We start from the raw sequence: 18,047 nt of genomic DNA on the forward strand, positions 1-18,047 counted from the left end.
GGTTCGGCCAATCTACCAGCGGCGTCTGCAGCGTTACTTGGGGCTCTGGGGGAATACTTCGGGCCTCCCTGTACTTGGTTCCCAGTGACACTCGGTAGATTTGTCTCTTGACCCCTGCCCCCGATACGACAGGACCCTCCACGTGGCCCCCAGCGACACCCCAGAACCAGTGCTCCCCCCGTCGGCGAAGAAGCTGACCGTCAAGCAGGAGCGCGAAGCCCGCCGGCAGGCGAAGGTGGAGCAGTTCAAGAAGCAGCAGGCACGCGCCAAGCGCAACCGCATCGTCGCCATCACCCTCAGCTCCGTCGCCGCGCTGGCGGTCGTGGCGCTGATCGTGACCGTCGTCATCTCCAACGCCACCCCGAAGCGCGACCCCGCCTCGATCGAGATCGCCGGCATCGACACCTGGCCCGACATCGAGTTCGGCCACGTGGAGACCCGCGTCGACTACGAGGAACAGTACGGCACGAATCCACCAGCCGGCGGCGTGCATAACCCGGCCTGGCTGAACTGCGGCGTCTACACCGAGCCCCAGCAGAACGAGAACGCCGTGCACGCGCTTGAGCATGGCGCGGTGTGGGTGACCTACGACGCCGACGAGTTGGACGAAGCGGATGTCGAGGAGCTGCGGTCCCAGCTTCCGGACAGCTACATCATCCTGTCCCCGTATCCCGACCTGGCCACGCCAGTGGTCGCATCTGCCTGGGGTGCACAGGTGAAGCTCAACGGTGTCGATGATGAGCGCCTCGGCGACTTCGTCGAGAAGTACTGGCAGTCACCGACCGTTCCGGAGCCGGGCGCCCTGTGCACCAGAGGAATCGATGGACCCGGAAAAGTCGCCTAAGCGCCCACTCAGCACTCGCCTGATCGTCGGGATGATCCTCGGCGCCACGGTTGTCGCCGCGACCGGTTTTGCGGTCGGGTTCATGGCGGCGCCGGTGACACCGGTCCCCGACTCCACCAGCGCTGAGGCCGGCTTCTCACGGGACATGCAGCACCACCACCTCCAGGCGGTCGAGATGTCGATGATCCTGCTCGACAGCACCGAAAGCCCGGAACTGCGGATGCTCGCAGAAGACATCGCGACCGCCCAGCAACACCAGGCCGGTCAGATGTATGCCTGGCTGAGCATCTGGGGCGTTCCGCAAGCGGCCCCTGAGCCATCGATGACCTGGATGACCCGACCGACGCTCGAGGGCGCGGGCCACGACCACAGCGGCGAGAACGGCGAGGTCGCCCATGTGCCGGGCGAGCCGATGCCCGGGCTGGCCACCCCCGAGCAGATGCGAGAGCTGAAGTCGCTCGACGGGGTGCCGGCCGAGATTCTCTATCTCGAGTTGATGATCGCGCACCACGTCGGCGGGGTGGACATGGCGCAGGCGATCCTCGACCGCTCAACGAACCGGGCGGTCACCGACCTGGCCAAGGGCATGGTCGCGGTGCAGCAGAGCGAGATCGACTACATGAACGAGCTGCTCGACGCTCGCCGGTAAAGGGGAAGCTACGCGGCAGCGGTACCGGTGAAGAAGCTGCGTACGTAGGCGACGAGCCGCTCGACCATGCTGGGAACGGGCCCAGGCTCCGGCACGAAGGCGACGGCGCCGCAGCTGTCGCACACGGCGATGTGGCGATGCACGGCGAGCCCGGTACCGAAGTACGGGTTCGGTGAGACGGTCATTGCCGTCGAAGTGCAGGTTTCGCACTCCAGGGTGACGGTGCGGTCGGATGTGGTGACCACGCGCGAGGGCATGATGGCTGTTGACATCGATGTGGCTCTTTCGGGTAAGCGCGATGTTACTTCTACGCGTCAAGCAGACTCGCTGGCGGGTGTGTCAGCGGCGCAGACAGTTGATCGGGTTATGGGTAATGCGGGTAGTGCCAACCATAGCGGCTGAGCGGCAATTGCATAAGAGGCGACACCCCCCTCAAAGTGGTGCGTCCTGGCGCCGGTACAACGAGGCGTAGACGCCGCCGGCGGCCAGCAGTTCGTCGTGCGACCCCTGCTCTGCAATGACTCCGCCGTCGACCACGAAGATGACGTCCGCGTCGACCACGGTCGACAGCCGGTGCGCGATCGCGATGGTGGTGCGGCCGTGTGATGCGGTGTCCAGGGCATCCTGCACCACGCGCTCCGACACCGAGTCGAGTGCACTGGTCGCCTCATCGAGGATGAGCACCGGTGGATCCTTCAGCAGCACCCGGGCAATCGCCACCCGCTGCTTCTCGCCGCCACTCAGCCGGTAGCCGCGCTCCCCGACCACCGTGTCGTAGGCATCCGGGAACGACACGATGGTCTCGTGGATGTTCGCAGCCGTGGCCGCGGCCTCCAGCTCGGCCTGCGTGGCATCCGGTTTCGCGTAGCGCAGGTTCTCGGCGATGGTCGCGTGGAAGAGGTAGGTCTCCTGGCTGACAATGCCGATGTGGCGCATCAGGTCTTCGTGCTGCAGGTCCCGAACGTCGACGCCGGCGAAGCGCACGGCACCCGACGACGCGTCGTGAAGCCTGGGGATAAGGTACGACACTGTCGTCTTGCCTGCGCCGGACGGTCCGACGAACGCCGCGAACTGGCCCGGTTCGATCGTGAATGAGACCCCCTTGAGGGTCGCCGGCGAGTCTGACGGCGCATCCGGATAGCGGAACACGACGTTGTCGAACTCAATGCGCCCGATCGAGGAAATCGGTCCCTGAAGGCTCTCGATCTTCTTTGCGCCCGGCTTGTCCGAGATCGCCGGCTCCAGGTCGAGGTACTCGAAGATCCGCGCGAAGAGGGCGGATGATGTCTGCAGGTCGAGCGCAACCCGCATCAACCCCATCAGCGGCCAGGTGAGACGTGCCTGCACCGTCGTGAAGGCGACAATCGTGCCGGCCGTGACGGGCACCTCCCCGAGGATCAGCCACGCCGCGGCCAGGTAGATGATCGCCGGGATGATGGAGAGGAAAACCTGCACCGTGGCGAAGAACCACTGGCCGCTCATGGTCTGTTTCACCTGAAGCAACACCTGGGTCCGGTTCTCGTCGCGGTAGCGGTCGACCTCGGCGCCCTGCTGGGTGAAACTCTTGGCCAGCAGGATGCCGCTGACGCTCAACGACTCCTGGGTGATGGCGCTCAGGTTGCTGAGCGACTCCTGCGTCTTGGCTGCGATCCTGGCCCGCACCTGCCCGATGCGCCGTTGCGCGACCACGATGAGCGGGAGCAGGATGACCGCGACCACCGTGAGCTGCCAGCTCAGCACCAGCATGGAGACGAACGCGGCAATGACGGTCACCGTGTTCCCGATCACGCTGGCCACCGTGTTGCTGAGCACGCCGGCGACCCCTCCGACGTCATTCTGCAGCCGGGACTGGATCACGCCGGTCTTGGTCCGCGTGAAGAACGCGAGTTCCATCCGCTGCAGGTGGGCGAACATCCGCACCCTCAACTGCCCCATCACCTTGTTGCCGACGGTCGCTGTCAGCCAGGTCTGCCACACACCGAGGGCGGCGGATGCGATCCACAGCACCACCATGATGCTCACCAGCTGGATCAGCACCGGCATGTTCGGGGTTCCCTCGGGCGGGAAGAGTCCCCGGTCGAAGGCCTCTTTGGTCAGCAGCGGCGGCAGCACGCTGATGGCCGCGCCGATGAGCACCAGGCTGATGGTGACGATGATGGCGCGTTTGTGCGGTTCGAAAAGGTGGCGGATGCGCCGCAGCAGGTGCGGGATTTTGGGCGCCTCAGCGTTCTCCCGCTTCTGGGCTTCCCGGTCCTGACCGCTGATGCGGGTTCGAGCCTTGCCGTATCGCCCGACCTGTCCGCCCCCACCGCTCATGCCTTCAGCCTAAAGCCGGTTGAGGCACGGGCTAGCCCTTGGTGGATCCCGCGAGCAGCCCGCGCACGAAGTACCGCTGCAACGCGAAGAACACGATCAGCGGCACCAGGATGGCGATGAAGGCGCCGGCGGTGAGCAGATGCCAGTCCTGGCCACGACTTCCGGTGATCTCGGCCAGCAGCTTGGTGACCGGCGCCACGGCGCCGTCCGCGAAGACGAGGGCCACCAGCAGATCGTTCCACACCCAGAGGAACTGGAAGATGGCGAACGCCGCGATGGCCGGCATGGTGAGGGGCAGCACGATGCGGAAGAAGATCTGGCCGTGCCCGGCCCCGTCGACTCTTGCCGCCTCCACCAGCTCGCGCGGTATTTCGGAGACGAAATTGTGCAGCAGGAAGATGGCCAGCGGAAGGGCGAAGATGGTGTGCGCGATCCAGATCTGACCGTACGACCCGCTTGCGTTGAGGCCGGTGAACAGCTGCTCTCCTCCGACCCGCACTCCCCGCGAGAACAGGCTGAGCAGCGGCACCAACGCCATCTGGATGGGCACGATCTGCAGGGCGAAGACCCCGATGAACAGCCAGTCGCGGCCCTTGAAGTCGATCCAGGCGAAGGCGTAGGCCGCGAGGCTGGCGATCACCAGCGGGAACACCGTGGCCGGGATGGTGATGGCCAGCGAGTTCACGAAGGAGCCGGCCAGGTCGAGCGTGCCGTTCCCCGACTGCAGCACCTGGACATAGTTGTCCAGCGTGAAGCCCCAGTTCTCGAAGATGGTCCACCAACCGCTGGTGTTGACGAGCGCCGCCGGGCGTATCGACGAGACGAACAGGCCGAAGGTCGGGATGGTCCACAGCACGGCAATAAGAAGCGCTGCGAGCGTTGCCCACCTGTTGGTCAGTCGACGCTTGGTCCTTCTGGCCATCGACTGTTCGCCGCGTTCGAGTTGGTCCTCGGTGGCTCCGTCAATCGGAAGCTTGATCGGCGCAACGGAGCTCATCGGATCTCCTTCTGCTTCTTGAGTTGTCTCGCGTTGTAGATCACGATCGGCATGACCATCAGGAATAGCACGACGGCGAAAGCGGCCGAACGGCCCAGTTCGAAGGTCTTGAACTGGGTGTACATCTCGTTGGCGATGACGCTGGTCTCGTTGGCGCCGGCCGTCATGGTGCGCACGATGTCGAACACTTTCAGCGACACGATGGAGATGGTCGTCAGCACGACGATCAAAGCGTTCCGGATGCCGGGAACGGTGACGTTGATAAAGCGCTGCCAGGCGTTGGTTCCGTCGAGTTCTGCCGCCTCCATCTGGTCGGCCGGCACGCCTTTGATAGCGGCGGACAGCACCACCATCGCGAATCCGGTCTGGATCCAGATCATCACGACGATCAGGAAGAAGGTGTTCAGTGGGGAGTTCTGCAGGAACTGCACCGGCTCGCCGCCGAACCAGACGACGAGCTGGTTGAGCAGGCCGATCTGCTCCTGGCCGGCCGGGCGCGCGGTGTAGACGAATCGCCAGATGATGCTCGCCCCGACGAAGGAGATGGCCATCGGCATGAAGACGAGGGCCTTGAACACCCGCTCCCCCCGGGACTTGTCGATGAACACCGCGTAGGCGAGGCCGACGATGGTGGACACCGTCGGCACGAACAGCACCCACACGACAGTGTTCAGCACCGTGCGGAGGGCGGCAGGCCTGGTGAAGATCCAGACGTAGTTCTCCAGGCCGATGAAGTTGCCCCGTCCCGAGTAGAAGGAGTCGAAGATCGTCTTGATCGACGGGTAGATCAATCCGATGGCAAGCAGGAGTATCGCCGGACCGAGGAATCCGAACAGCTGAAACAGGTACCCGGACCCCGACTTGGCGCGGTAGTCCAGGATGAAGAATACCCCGCCGAGCACGGCGGCCACGGCGGCGGCCCAGAGCACCGAGCCCAGCACCAGCATCACCAGGAGCGGGGTGATGATGCAGACGGCCAGGCGGATGCCGGTGTACCGTCTGCCCGGTCGGGGCGCGATCTCGACGAAGAAGAGCACGAGAGCCATGACGATGAGGAACGCCAGCACAACCAGGGGAATTTGCGCGATCGGGTTGAGTGTGGCGATCCAGTTCAGGAAATCAGACATGCGCGCCCTTTCCGGCGAGTGCGACGATGGACTCTGCTGGGTAGTGAAGGACGGGGTCGGATGGCGGTTGGTGCCATCCGACCCCGATCAACGCTGAGTCAACTCTGGCGTCTCAGCGTTCCTTATTCAACCCGCACTATTCGGACGGCCACGCACCGTCGATGAAGGCGAGCACTTCATCCGTTGATGCGCCGTTCACCCAGTTGCGCATGCCTTCGAAGAACGCCGCCGATCCGACCGCACCCGGCATGAGGTCGGATGCGTCGAAGCGGAACGTGGTCTCGGGGTCCTGCAGAATCTGGATTGCCTGCTGCAGGATCGGGCTGGACGCGCTCTCCGGGTCGAGACCCTTGTTGGCACTGATCACGCCGCCGAGGGAGACCCGGCTGTTCGCCCACTCCGGGCTGGAGAGGTACTCCTGCACCTTGATGGTGTCTGCATCGTTTGCGAAGGCGCCGATGATCTCGCCACCACCGGTGACCGCGTTTCCGCCGCCCTCGATGGACGGGGTGATGAAGGCCCAGATGTCAGCATCCGGCCCCACTGTGGCGTTCCCGTTGGCCGGGTCCTGGATGAACCCGTCATAGAAGGATGCCTGGTGGTGCAGTGCGCATTCTCCGGTGCCCAGCACGCGGGCGGCGTCACCGAACGGCGTCGAGTTGATGGACTTGACGTCACCCAGGCCGGCGTTGACGTACTCCGGGTTCAGGATGATGTCGCCCACTGCGTCGAACGCGCTCTTGATGGCGGGATCGGTGAACGGCACCTCGTGGCTGACCCACTGGTCGTAAACCTCAGGGCCGGACTGGCGGAGGACGAGGTCTTCCACCCAGTCGGTTCCGGGCCAGCCAGTTGCCGCGTCAGATCCGAAGCCGACGCACCATGGCGGTCCGCCCAGGTCTGCCGCTGCCGTCTCCGTCAACGTCATCAGTTCGTCCCAGGTGGTTGGCACTTCCCAACCCATTTCGGTGAACTGGCTCGGCGAGTACCAGATGAAACCCTTGATGCTGGCCATCAACGGTGCGCCATACAGGGTGTCTTCGACCGTTCCGTAACCGGCCCAGTCTTCTGACCAGAACTCTTCGACGTTGGCCGCAACGCCTTCCGGCGCGGGCTGGATGAAGTCGCGGCTCGCGAGGTCCGCGAGGAGCCCGGGCTGCGGGAAGATGGCCAGGTCCGGGGCGTTACCGCCCTGGGCCCGAATGCCGATCTGGGCCTCGAACTCCTTGCTCGACTCGTATTGGATGTCAATCCCGTTCTCCTCTTCCCAGTCCGCCCAGGACTCGTTGAGAAGGTCGGCCTCGGTGTCGGCGATGGTGCCGTAGAGCGTAACGACGCCGTCGGCGTCGCCGTAATCGCCTGGTCCGCTGGCGCCGTCTCCTCCGCCGTCGGCGGAGCATCCGGTCAGGACAAGGCCTGCTGCTGCGAGAAATGCGATGGGGACGGTTGCTTTGCGATGCAAGGTGGAACGCATGTAATCCTCCTCTATGAGGTCCCGCACGGCTGACGCGATACGGGGCGCTGCTGTGTGTGTGGAACCGCTCCTACGCCGTGAAAATCGCGGGAGTGGCTCCATGCATCAAGCTACGCAATAGCGCTGGGTACTGCAAGCGCTTACGGCGATTTTGCCCCCCATCCGGGGTAGACAGCGCAACCGATATACAGCTATCCTCACTTTCATAGCCGCATGCTTCCGTCGTGCTCCCCCGGCCGGCGGTCGCTTACCCCTTGCGACGTGAAGGCCCCACCGTGTACCCGCTTACCCGACCCGACCTGTCGTTCGACGAGACAGTGGAAGCCACTCTGACCACTGGCGATTTCACCCGCGCGCTCGAATTGATCTCGGCGGCCTGGCCCCTCCTTTCCAGCGACCGGGGCCCGCAGTTGCGCGCCATGATCCGGCGGGTTCCGGAGCACCTGTGGAACGAGGATGCCTGGATCATCGCCGCCCTCGGTGCCAGCTACCGCTCGGTCGACTCGCTTGGCCAGGCGGCGGCCCTCCCCCACTTCGAGGTGGCCGAGAGGCTGATCGCATCCGGCGTCGCCAGGTCGTCCGACCTTCCGGCCATCCAGCTTCACCATGCGGCCGCACTCCGCGTGCTCGGGCACCTCGACGCGTCGAAGGTCAAGGCGGAGTCCGCCTGGGCCCTCCTCCAGGACGATCTCGAGCTGACATTGCCGCTGCGACTCGCCCTGCAGGCCGAGGTGTCGCTGCAGCTCGGGCTGGTCAACCTGCATCAGGGCAACGTCGGCGACGCCATGGAACAGCTTCGTCTCGCCTCCGGGCTGAGTGACAACGGCCTGGCGACAGCGGATGTCGCGGAGTGCGTCGGCGGGCTGGCGCTGGCTTCCTATTACCTGGGCGACTTCGAACAGGCCGAGCACTTCATCCGCGAAGTCAAAGCGGTGACCGGCGAAACACGGATGCTGTACAGCCCATTCGGGGCACCCGCCCTGGTCGCTGAGCAGCTGATCGCCGTCGATCGCAATGATGCGGCGACCGCCCGATCCCGGTCTGCTGCTCTAGCCGCTTCGGCGCAGTTCAGCGATTGGGAGCCGCTGGCCTTCTACGCTCGCGCTGCTACAGCAGCGATCAACGGCCAGTTGATTGAAGCGCTGGACCTCCAGCGTCGCTGCGTTGCCGCTGTGCGCAGCTGGGACGGCGCGCCCGCCATCCGGTCGCTTGCCGAACTCCTTCGTGCCGGGCTCCACCTGCACCTGGGCGAGGTCGAGCATGCCGTGGAACTACTCGACGAGCTGGCGCCCCTGCTCGACCATGTGAGCTGCCCGTCCAGCCTGCTGGCTGGAATCAAGTTTGCCGCCGGCGACTTCGACGGATGCCTCCGGTCGCTGGTCGACTGCGCCGCGCTTGGCGACTCCCACTCCCATCGAGTGCTTCCTGATGTGCTCCTGCTGACGGCTGCCGCGAACTACGAGCTGGGTCACCTGGTCGTCGCCGACGTCGCCTTCGACCGGGCGTTGTACCTCGGAAGCCAGACCGGCATCCGCGTACCGTTCCTCACGGTTCCCCGGATTGTGATGCTCCGGATGCTGAACCGGGCTGCCGACCGCTACCAACCCGATTGCGTGCACCGCCTGCTCGAGGAATTGCGCGTTGGCAGTTCGACCTCCGGAGAGCTGGTCGAGCCGCTCAGCGATCGGGAACTGGATATCGCACACCACCTGTTCCAGGACAAGACGGTCGGCCAGATCGCTGCGGAACTGTACATTTCGGCGAACACGGTGAAGACGCACGTTCGCAGCATCTATCGGAAACTGTCCGCCACCAACCGGAAAGAGGCGATCAGGCGAGTGCACGAGCTCGGCCTCGACGTGAAGATCACCCCCTTCTAACCCCCTCTCACCCTGTGCGACCCCCCGAACGAGTGCCAGTGTGAGGGGTGCAGCCCGGGATGACCACCGGCACACCCCAGCCGTACTCCGTTGGGTTGCAGGAACAGGAATGAACATGAAACCCGAATTCATGCGACTTCGGCGCGCCCTTGCCGGCACCGTCGCCGCGCTTCTTCTCGCGGCAGGCCTCGTCGTGCTGTCGCCGGCCCTCAGCGCATCCGCGCACGTCCCCTCTGTCAACGCTGATTGCACCAATGGGCTCAGCGTGACTTTGACGTCATATCCGAGCAACACCGAGGTCACCGTTGTCATCAACGGAACCACCGTCACCGACATCTCATTCGGCGGCGATTGGAGCGAGTCCTACACCTGGGACAAGAACGTCGACAACACCTACCGGGTCGTCGTCAAGTCTCCGGACGACCCCTACAACACCAAGGGCTGGAGCATCGATAAAAGCCAGACTGTGAAGGGTTGCCCGGATGACAAGCCAGCCATCAGCATCACCGCGTCGACCTGCTCCACCGCGAGCTCACCGAGTGGCACCGTCACCTTCAGCCTCAGCGGAGTGTCGAAGAGCTACACGGTCTCGCTGCTCGCCGGCTCGACGGTGAAGGCGACTGCACAGAGCTCTGGCGGAACGGGAAGCTTCGCCGGGGTCAGCCCCGGCACCTACACCGTGACAGCTTCCTCGGACTCCGTCGCGGTCTATGACACAGACGGCGGGCTGCTCACCCAATCGGCCAACGCCACCATCCTGGCGTGCACCGACGAATTCACGGTGACGGTGGAGCTCGAGCCGTGTGCAACGCTCCAGATGGCAACGGACCGTGAAATCAACATGACCGTGAACGGGCTGACGGCGACGACCGCGTACACGGTTCGCCTCGTGACCACAGCAACGCCTGCGGTCGAGATCGATTCGATGACAGTCCCGAGCGGCACCGCCGGCACATTCACGCACACGTTCGGCGGAGTGCCGAGCCCGGGCGACTACAAGGTTGAGGTGCTGGGAAGCAGCCCGCTGGTATCGAATACGGTCACGGCAGCCGACTGTGACCTCGACACCCTGGCGCCACCGTCGATCGAGTTGATCTCCGATCAGTGTGACGCCTCGGGTACGGGAATCGCTGTCCTATCGGCCAGCATGATCGACCTCGATGCGACCAAGACGTACTTCGTGCGGATCGTTGACGGATCAGGCGCAACGGTACCCGGCGGTGAAGACAAGTCCGTCACCGGCTCGACCACAGCGACGGTGACGTTCCCGGCCGTCACCGCGGCGGGAACCTACACGGCCCAACTGCTGATCAACCCGGGCAAACAGCTGGCCGCCACCAGTCCGGCATCGGTCGTGCTCAATGTGTGCCTGCCGACGCTGGCGATGACCGGCCCTGGCGTGCTGGTTCCATTGGGCGGCGTAGCGGCGCTGCTCCTCACCCTGGGAGGTGCTGTAGTCATGGGTCGCCTCCGCCGTCGGATGGCCCTGTAGTAACACGCTGGGGTGCCCGAACCTGATCCCAGGCACCCCGGCGAAGGCGGCGGCAACGCGGAGCATGTTCGTGGTCAAACATGCTCCGCGTTTGTCTGCGTCGGCGGGCCTGAGTGCTCTGGCTATCCTGCGCGGACGTGCGCCGATCATCCGCCGCCCAACGCACAAAGGCGCCGCTCCCGGAGGAGCGGCGCCTTGGCTGTACTGCGGTGAACGCGGTACGGAAGTGACTACTTGAGGGTGACGGTGGCGCCAGCTTCTTCGAGCTGAGCCTTCGCCTTCTCGGCGGTCTCCTTGTTGACACCCTCGAGCACGTTGCCCGGAGCGCCATCAACGACAGCCTTCGCCTCGCCGAGGCCCAGGCTGGTCAGGGCGCGAACCTCCTTGATGACCTGGATCTTCTTCTCACCAGCGGCCTCGAGGACGACGTCGAAGGAATCCTTCTCCTCGACCTCTTCGACTGCAGCAGCAGCGCCGCCACCAGCGGCAGCAGCGGCGACCGGAGCAGCAGCGGTGACCTCGAATACTTCTTCAAACTTCTTGACGAACTCGCTGAGCTCAATGAGCGTGAGCTCCTTGAATGCTTCGATGAGCTGGTCGCTTGACAGCTTTGCCATGATTTTCTCCTTGTTAGTTCTTTGTGCTCTGTCGGATGCCGGCTGGGCCGTTACCTTCAGAGCGGTTTCTGCTTCGTCGAGTCCCGAATTAGGACGCGGACTCCTGCTTCTCACGCAGCGCCTCGACGGTGCGAACCGTCTTCGACAGCGGTGCGTTGAACAGATAAGCGGCGCCGAAGAGCGAAGCCTTGAAGGCGCCGGCAAGCTTGCCGAGCAGAACTTCACGGGATTCGAGCTCAGCGAGCTTGTTGACCTCTGCGGCGGTCAGGGCGTTACCGTCGAAGTAACCGCCCTTGATGACCAGCAGAGGGTTTGCCTTGGCGAAGTCGCGAAGACCCTTTGCGACGGCGACAGGGTCACCGTGCACGAAAGCGATAGCGGATGGCCCGACAAGCTCATCGTCGAACGACGAAATGCCTGCCTGGTTTGCCGCAATCTTGGTCAGCGTGTTCTTCACCACGGCGTAGCTTGCGTTCTCCTTGATGCCCGTACGCAGCTCCTTGAGCTGGGCAACAGAGAGGCCGCGGTACTCGGTCAGCAGAACAGCGGTCGAGTTGCGGAAAAGATCCGCAAGCTCGGCAACCGAAGCTTCCTTGTTCGCCATGTGGCTCCTCAATAATCGTTGTGCACTGCAGTTTGCGCAGTGCTGTGGTGCTTCAGCCGTCATCCGCCGGAGAAACTAAAAAAGCTCCGGCGCAAGCGCACGGAGCTGGAAATCCTGGCAATGGCATTGCACTGGCAGGGAATCTGAACTTCACACACCTGCGCGGGCGTCGCTCTCACGAGCAACCTTCGATCGATGTGCCTGGGCCTTGCAGCTCGGCACACCAACAACCAGCGGTCTTTGGCTCCGTCAAGACTACGGGTTGGCGCAATGTGCCGCAAATCGGCCCAGATCAGTTCCTGCTGCCGTCGGACGGCCCGAAGCCCAGGGCGACCTCCGGGTCGAGCGCGGTATGCCGGCGATCCGGGACCAGCACGAAAATAGCCAGCAGCACGACGACGAATGCGAGGGTCAGCCCGGCAATCACGAACCCGTTGTTCGCGCGCGGCGTCGGCAGCGTCTCCAGTTCCTGCCAGAGCGTCTGTTGTGCGTTGTCGAGGTCGATCGCCGCGCCGGAGACGGCTTCGCCACCCTGCGCCAAGGGGGTGAGCTGGTCGCCAGAGAGCGCGTACCAGGCATCCTGCTCCTCGTCATGCACCAGCATTGAACCCTCGGGGGCCGCCGCAATGGCCGGGCCGAGCCCGGCGCCTGGAACGAAGTTCGCCAGCTCCGGCAGGTTCGAATAGGGGCTGATCCACACGGTGGCAAGGCCCAGCTGCAGAACCTCGGCCGGGGGTTCGGAAGGCACAGCAGCATCCGTTGCCGCCTCGGCCGTCGCTTCGGTGCTGGTGATCGGAGCAACCCAGGAGTTGCTGAGCTCGACCGCGAGGTCGGTATCGACCCCGGCGCGGAAGTCCTCGGTCCACACCATGACCCGGGTGATCGGTCCGACCGTCGTGGTGGACTCGTCGAAGGCGATACCGGGCTCTCCCCCAACGCCCGGCCCATAGAGGTCGCCGAGGCGAGGAATCAGGTGCGACGAGAAGTATTCAGCCACCTCTTCAGGCACTCGTGATGGCTCGTCTGCGGCGGCGGAAGTGCCGGCAGCGAGCGCGCCAATGCTCACGAGCATGGCAAGGCTGACTTTTGTGGCAGCCCCTAGGGTAAACGCGATTCTCAATTCGGGTCCTTCGAATAGCGCGGGGTACGGAATAGTGTGACACGGATGCGCGGAATTCGACCCGTTCTGCCCCCGTTAACGGGGGAGCTGGATGCTGAACCGGGTGTGGCCGGGATGACTGCTCACCCCAATAGTCCCGCCGTGGCCGGTCACCACCGCCCGCACGATCGCCAGGCCGAGGCCGGTGCCGCCGGCCGCCCTCGACCGGGAGACGTCACCCCGTGCAAACCGCTCGAACAGCTGGGACTTCAGTTCCGCCGGGATGCCGGGACCATCATCCGTCACGGTGATGACGACGTGCTCGTCCTGGGCGGCCAGCGCCACCTCGACCCGCGTTCCCTCCGGCGTGTGCGTCTTCGCGTTCATCAGCAGGTTGGCTAACGCCTGGTGAATCCGCGGCGCGTCCCCCACGATCACGACCGGCTCCTCCGGCTGGTCGAGCGACCACTCATGCTCCGGTGCTGCCGCGTGGGCGTCGCTCACCACGTCGACCATCAGCTGCGTCAGGTCGAACGGCTGTCGCTGAAGGTCGCGCCCCTCGTCCAGGCGCGCGAGCAGCAGCAACTCCTCGACGAGTGAGGTCATGCGCTTCGCCTCGGACTCCACCCGTCCGATCGCGTGCACGACATCGTCGGGCAGCTTGTGATTGCCGAGCCTGGTCAGCTCGGCGTAACCGCGGATGGAGGCGAGGGGCGTTCGCAACTCATGGCTGGCATCCGCCACGAACTGCCGAACCTTGTTCTCGCTCTCCTGCCGGACGCTGAGGGCGGATGCCACGTGGCCGAGCATCCGGTTGATGGCCGCCCCCACCTGGCCGACCTCTGTGCTCGGGTCGGCGTCAGCGTCGGCAACCCGGGCCGACAACGCCACCTCGCCCCGGTCGAGCGGGAGTTCGGTCACGCGCGAGGCGACTGCAGCCACCTGCTCCAGCGGCTGGAGCGCCCGACGGATGATGAGCGCACCGACGCCGGTCGCAGCGCCAACCGCGAGCAGTGTCACAGCGCCGATAATGACGCTGAGCTGCACGAGGGTCCCCTCAACCTCCCCGAGCGGCAGGCCGGTCACCACACGGGCCACCGTGTCGCGACCGTTGAGCGTCACTGGAACGGCCGAGACGCGGTAGTTGCCCAGCCCTCCGCCCAGGTTGGTGGTGACCGGGGTGCCGTCGTCGTCGACCTCGGCGAGCATCCGGCTCTGCTGGTCGGAGAGCTGCCGCAGGTTGCCATCCGCTGTGACAACCACCGCCAGGACGCTGTCGCTGGTGACGACCGCGGTCACGGTGAACGGGCCCTGCACTCCTGCCCGGAACTCGGAGAGCTCATCCGGGGTCGGCGGCGCCGGGGCGTTCCCCGGGTCGCCGCCCACGGCATCCTGCGAGCGACCGGTGGCCGAAGACAGTTGCTCGTCCAACCGGTCCATGAGGAAGCCCCTCAGGGCGACGACGCTCAGCACTCCCACCACGAGGCTGGCAGCAGCGAACAGGGCAACCACGCTCAACAGCAGGCGAGCCCGCAGCGACCATCGACCAGGATGCTGCGACGCGTGGTCGGTCACTTCGGCGCCTTGATCAGGTAACCGACGCCGCGAACCGTGTGGATCATCGGCTTCTCCCCCGCATCCACCTTCTTGCGCAGGTAGGAAATGTAGAGCTCGACGATGCTCGACTTGCCGCCGAAGTCGTAGCTCCAGACGCGGTCCAGGATCTGCAGCTTGCTCACCACCCTGCGCGGGTTGCGCATCAGGAACCGCAGGAGCTCGAACTCCTTCGCGGTCAACTCGATCGAACGATCGCCGCGGTGCACCTCGTGACTGTCCTCGTCGAGTACCAGATCTCCGATCCGCAGCACGGGGTCCGGCTTCTCGGCGACCACCAGCGTGGAGCGGCGCATGAGCCCGCGCAGGCGGGCAATGACCTCCTCCAGGCTGAACGGCTTGGTGACATAGTCGTCGCCGCCGGCGGTGAGGCCGGCGATCCGGTCGTCCAGGGCGTCCTTCGCGGTCAGGAAGAGCACCGGCATGGTGTGCCCGCTTGCTCGAATCCGCTTCAGTACCTCGAGCCCGTCGATGTCGGGAAGCATGACGTCGAGCACGACGACGTCCGGGTTGAACTCGCGGATGACTTTCACCGCCTGCTGGCCGGTTCCCGCCGAGCGAGGCTCCCACCCTTCGTAGCGCAACGCCATGGTGAGCAGTTCGGCCAGGGTCGACTCGTCGTCGACGACGACGGCGCGCACCGGCGAGCCGTCAGGCCGGGTCAGCCGTGGGACTGCTTCAACGCGGTCGGAGGTCATGAATACATTCTGTTGGCGAAGCTATGAGAACCCTATGAAGCGGCCGTACTCCCGCTGGGTGTACCCCTCACCCGGCGACGCGGTGGTGCGCGGCCGGAATTTCGCGCGCGTCCCGCGGAAAAGGCCGCGCGTTCACGATTGAATGGACGGATGACATCCGCTGACGTGACCGTTCGCCGCACCCGCGAGATCGACTGGGAAGAGTACCGCGCGCTGCGCCTGGAGATGCTGGCCGACACCCCATCGGCCTTCGGGGAGACCCTGGCCAATGCCGGGCGCTGGGGCGAAGCGGAGTGGCGGATGCGCTCGGCCCGCGGCGAGGCACCCGACCAGATCCTGGTGGTCGCCATCGACAAGGCGACCGGGCGATGGGTCGGCAGCATGGGCGGGTTCGTGGCGTCCGGGCCCGACGTGGTTGGGCCGCTGCTGGTCGGGGTGTACGTCTCTCCCGACTTCCGCGGGCGGGCACACGGCGTGGCATCCGCCCTGCTGAGCTCTGTCGAGGAATGGGCGGCAACAGTCGACCGGAAGATCCACCTGCACGTGCACGAGGACAACCCGCGCGCGCTTGCGTTCTACGAGCGCAGCGGGTATCGGCTGACCGGAAAGTCGGAAGCCTACGTGCTGAACCCTGAGCAGCGGGAGCTCGAGATGGTGAAGGAGCTGCACTAGTCCTGGTTGCTGAACGCGGCGTCGAATGACTGCTCGGGCAGCTTCCAGAGCAGGGAGCGGATGAAGCCGACCGCCTCCTTCGCACCGTGCAGGCGATCCATGCCGGCGTCCTCCCACTCCACCGAGATGGGACCGGTGTAGCCGATCGAGCGGAGCGCCCGGAAGGCGTCCTCCCACGGAACGTCACCGTGGCCGGTCGAGACGAAGTCCCATCCACGACGCGGGTCACCCCACGGCAGGTGCGACCCCAGCACGCCGGCGCGGCCGTTGGCCGGGCGCATCCGCGTGTCCTTGCAGTCGACGTGGTAGATGCGGTCGGCGAACTCGACGATGAACGCCACGGTGTCGATGTTCTGCCACATCAAGTGGCTCGGGTCCCAGTTGAAGCCGAATGCCTCACGGTGGTCGATCGCCTCGAGCGCGCGCACCGAGCTCCAGTAGTCGTAGGCGATCTCGCTGGGGTGAACCTCGTGGGCGAACCGCACGCCCTCACCGTCGAAGACGTCGAGGATCGGGTTCCATCGATTGGCGAAGTCCTGGAAGCCGGCCTCGATGACATCCGCTCCCACCGGAGGGAACATGGCGACGTACTGCCAGATGCTCGACCCGGTGAAACCGACGACGGTGTCGATGCCGAGCTTGCGGGCGACCTTCGCTGTGAGCTTCAGCTCTTCCGCCGCGCGCTGCCGCACGCCTTCGGCCTCCCCGTCGCCCCAGACCTTCGAGCCGACGATCGCCTGGTGCCGGAAGTCGATCGGGTCGTCGCAGACGGCCTGGCCCTTGAGGTGGTTGGAGATCGCGTAGACGCCGAGGTCGTACCTCTTCAGGATGTCGAGCCTGCCCTGCAGGTAGTCCTCGTCCTCCGCCGCGCGCCAGACGTCGAGGTGCTCGCCTGAGCATGCGATCTCCAGGCCGTCGTAACCCCACTCGCTGGCGTACTTCGCCACCTCTTCCAGTGTCAGGTCGGCCCACTGCCCGGTGAACAAGGTCACCGGGTGCGAACTCTCCTGCGCGTCGGGCCGTGCGGTGTCCTGCGTCATTGTTGCTCCCTCGAATCCTGCAGTTCAGTCAAGTATGCGAGCGTGCGCTCGGCCAGGGCGTCCTGGCTGGCCGCCAGCGGCCTCCAGATCGACGCCGCTGTCGCGATCGTCTCGTTCTCCGCGGTGAAACTCTCCAGGTTCAGGGGTCCGGAGTACCCCGCATCGTCCAGGGCGTCCAGGAACGCCGACCAGTCGGTGTGGTCATCGCCCACCGCCCCGCGGTCGTTACCGCAGACCTGCACGTGGGCGAGGTGTTCGCCCGCCAGCCGTATGGCGGCAGTCGGGCTCTTCTCCTCGATGTTCAGGTGGTAGCTGTCCAGGGCGAGGCCCAGACCCGGGCCAAGGAGCGGCTCCAGCGCATCCAGTGCCTGCTCGACCGTGTTGATGAGGCTGGTTTCGTAGCGGTTCAGCGGTTCGATCGCGAGCGTCACACCCGCGTCGATCGCCGCATCAACCACAGGCGCCAGGTTGCGGCGGAGTTCGGCGACCGTGGCCGACCGCGTCTCTGGCGACATCCGCCAGGTCCGGCCGGTTCGGGCATAGAAGGGGCCGGCGACGACGGATGCGCCGAGCGCCTGTGCGACGTCGATGCAGTGAATGAGGTAACGCTGCGTCGCAGCGACTGCATCATCCATTGCCTCCACCAGGTCACGACCGGCTCCCATCGCGCCGACGACGTACGGGGCCAGCGAGAGCTCGGCCAGCAGGTCGGCGGCCCGCGCCGGATCCCAGTCACCCGGCGACTCCACCGGCAATTCGATCGCCTCGAAGCCCATGGTGGCCGCCTTGCGGGCCAGCTGGTCGAGCGAGTCGTCGGTGAGCGGGGAGACCCACACCCAGGTGTTCACTCCCAAGGTTCTGCGCAACGTTCCTCCATTGGTACGAGCATGCGGGTTGGGTGGCACCGACTCAGCCGATGCCACC

At 65.3% G+C, this 18,047-nt stretch carries 17 protein-coding genes; 5 read left to right on the forward strand and 12 right to left on the reverse strand.

Annotated features, from left to right (window positions below; all coding sequences use genetic code 11):
- Positions 1-142 precede the first annotated feature (142 nt).
- Both ACX3PH_RS00860 and ACX3PH_RS00865 read left to right on the forward strand, forming a co-directional pair.
- Complete coding sequence (locus ACX3PH_RS00860) at positions 143-844, forward strand: DUF3105 domain-containing protein (RefSeq protein ID WP_459088402.1); 702 nt, start codon at positions 143-145, stop codon at positions 842-844.
- Positions 822-1,493, forward strand: a complete 672-nt coding sequence (locus ACX3PH_RS00865) for a DUF305 domain-containing protein (protein ID WP_459088404.1) — start codon at positions 822-824, stop codon at positions 1,491-1,493. Before ACX3PH_RS00860 ends, ACX3PH_RS00865 begins: the two co-directional genes overlap by 23 nt.
- Before the next feature lie 8 nt (positions 1,494-1,501).
- On the opposite strand, the gene ACX3PH_RS00870 is transcribed toward ACX3PH_RS00865, so the two are convergent.
- The 5 genes from ACX3PH_RS00870 to ACX3PH_RS00890 all read right to left on the reverse strand — a co-directional run bounded on the left by ACX3PH_RS00870 (position 1,502) and on the right by ACX3PH_RS00890 (position 7,407).
- Positions 1,502-1,765, reverse strand: a complete 264-nt coding sequence (locus ACX3PH_RS00870; RefSeq protein ID WP_459088406.1) for a hypothetical protein — start codon at positions 1,763-1,765, stop codon at positions 1,502-1,504.
- Positions 1,766-1,925: 160 nt separating this feature from the next.
- The gene (locus ACX3PH_RS00875) at positions 1,926-3,809 is read right to left on the reverse strand and encodes an ABC transporter ATP-binding protein (protein WP_459088408.1); all 1,884 of its coding nucleotides are present in this window, start codon (positions 3,807-3,809) and stop codon (positions 1,926-1,928) included.
- A gap of 31 nt (positions 3,810-3,840) precedes the next feature.
- Entirely contained in the window at positions 3,841-4,806 is a 966-nt protein-coding gene (locus tag ACX3PH_RS00880) for a carbohydrate ABC transporter permease (protein WP_459088410.1), read from the reverse strand.
- A complete protein-coding gene (locus ACX3PH_RS00885) occupies positions 4,803-5,933 on the reverse strand; it encodes a carbohydrate ABC transporter permease (RefSeq protein ID WP_459088412.1) in 1,131 nt (376 codons plus the stop codon). Before ACX3PH_RS00885 ends, ACX3PH_RS00880 begins: the two co-directional genes overlap by 4 nt.
- 136 nt (positions 5,934-6,069) lie before the next feature.
- Positions 6,070-7,407: an ABC transporter substrate-binding protein gene (locus ACX3PH_RS00890; RefSeq protein ID WP_459088414.1), complete on the reverse strand. Its 1,338-nt coding sequence runs from the start codon at positions 7,405-7,407 to the stop codon at positions 6,070-6,072.
- A gap of 275 nt (positions 7,408-7,682) precedes the next feature.
- Between ACX3PH_RS00890 and ACX3PH_RS00895 the strand changes: the two genes are divergently transcribed.
- Both ACX3PH_RS00895 and ACX3PH_RS00900 read left to right on the forward strand, forming a co-directional pair.
- Positions 7,683-9,287, forward strand: coding sequence for a helix-turn-helix transcriptional regulator (locus ACX3PH_RS00895; RefSeq protein WP_459088416.1), 1,605 nt, complete (start codon positions 7,683-7,685; stop codon positions 9,285-9,287).
- Positions 9,288-9,402: 115 nt separating this feature from the next.
- A complete protein-coding gene (locus ACX3PH_RS00900) occupies positions 9,403-10,779 on the forward strand; it encodes a hypothetical protein (RefSeq protein WP_459088418.1) in 1,377 nt (458 codons plus the stop codon).
- Between the two features lie 230 nt (positions 10,780-11,009).
- Here ACX3PH_RS00900 and rplL read toward each other — a convergent pair whose 3' ends face one another.
- The 5 genes from rplL to ACX3PH_RS00925 form a co-directional block, all read right to left on the reverse strand.
- A complete protein-coding gene (gene rplL / locus ACX3PH_RS00905; protein ID WP_459088419.1) occupies positions 11,010-11,396 on the reverse strand; it encodes a 50S ribosomal protein L7/L12 in 387 nt (128 codons plus the stop codon).
- Positions 11,397-11,484: 88 nt separating this feature from the next.
- On the reverse strand, positions 11,485-12,000 hold the full coding sequence (gene rplJ, locus ACX3PH_RS00910; RefSeq protein ID WP_459088420.1) for a 50S ribosomal protein L10: 516 nt from the start codon (positions 11,998-12,000) through the stop codon (positions 11,485-11,487).
- Positions 12,001-12,292: 292 nt separating this feature from the next.
- Complete coding sequence (locus tag ACX3PH_RS00915; protein ID WP_459088422.1) at positions 12,293-13,072, reverse strand: hypothetical protein; 780 nt, start codon at positions 13,070-13,072, stop codon at positions 12,293-12,295.
- Between the two features lie 123 nt (positions 13,073-13,195).
- Positions 13,196-14,674, reverse strand: a complete 1,479-nt coding sequence (locus tag ACX3PH_RS00920; RefSeq protein ID WP_459088424.1) for a sensor histidine kinase — start codon at positions 14,672-14,674, stop codon at positions 13,196-13,198.
- A complete protein-coding gene (locus ACX3PH_RS00925) occupies positions 14,671-15,411 on the reverse strand; it encodes a response regulator transcription factor (protein WP_459088426.1) in 741 nt (246 codons plus the stop codon). The genes ACX3PH_RS00920 and ACX3PH_RS00925 overlap by 4 nt, the downstream gene beginning before the upstream one ends.
- 150 nt (positions 15,412-15,561) lie before the next feature.
- On the opposite strand from ACX3PH_RS00925, the gene ACX3PH_RS00930 reads away from it, so the two are divergent.
- Positions 15,562-16,083: a GNAT family N-acetyltransferase gene (locus tag ACX3PH_RS00930; RefSeq protein WP_459088428.1), complete on the forward strand. Its 522-nt coding sequence runs from the start codon at positions 15,562-15,564 to the stop codon at positions 16,081-16,083.
- On the opposite strand, the gene ACX3PH_RS00935 is transcribed toward ACX3PH_RS00930, so the two are convergent.
- On the reverse strand, positions 16,080-17,123 hold the full coding sequence (locus tag ACX3PH_RS00935) for a sugar phosphate isomerase/epimerase family protein (protein ID WP_459088430.1): 1,044 nt from the start codon (positions 17,121-17,123) through the stop codon (positions 16,080-16,082). The two genes, ACX3PH_RS00930 and ACX3PH_RS00935, sit on opposite strands and share 4 nt — an antisense overlap.
- Positions 17,120-17,989 carry a sugar phosphate isomerase/epimerase family protein gene (locus tag ACX3PH_RS00940; RefSeq protein WP_459088432.1) on the reverse strand — a complete coding sequence of 290 codons (870 nt, stop codon included), beginning with the start codon at positions 17,987-17,989 and terminating at the stop codon, positions 17,120-17,122. The genes ACX3PH_RS00935 and ACX3PH_RS00940 overlap by 4 nt, the downstream gene beginning before the upstream one ends.
- Positions 17,990-18,047 lie beyond the last annotated feature (58 nt).

The organism is Homoserinimonas sp. A520 (assembly GCF_054489245.1).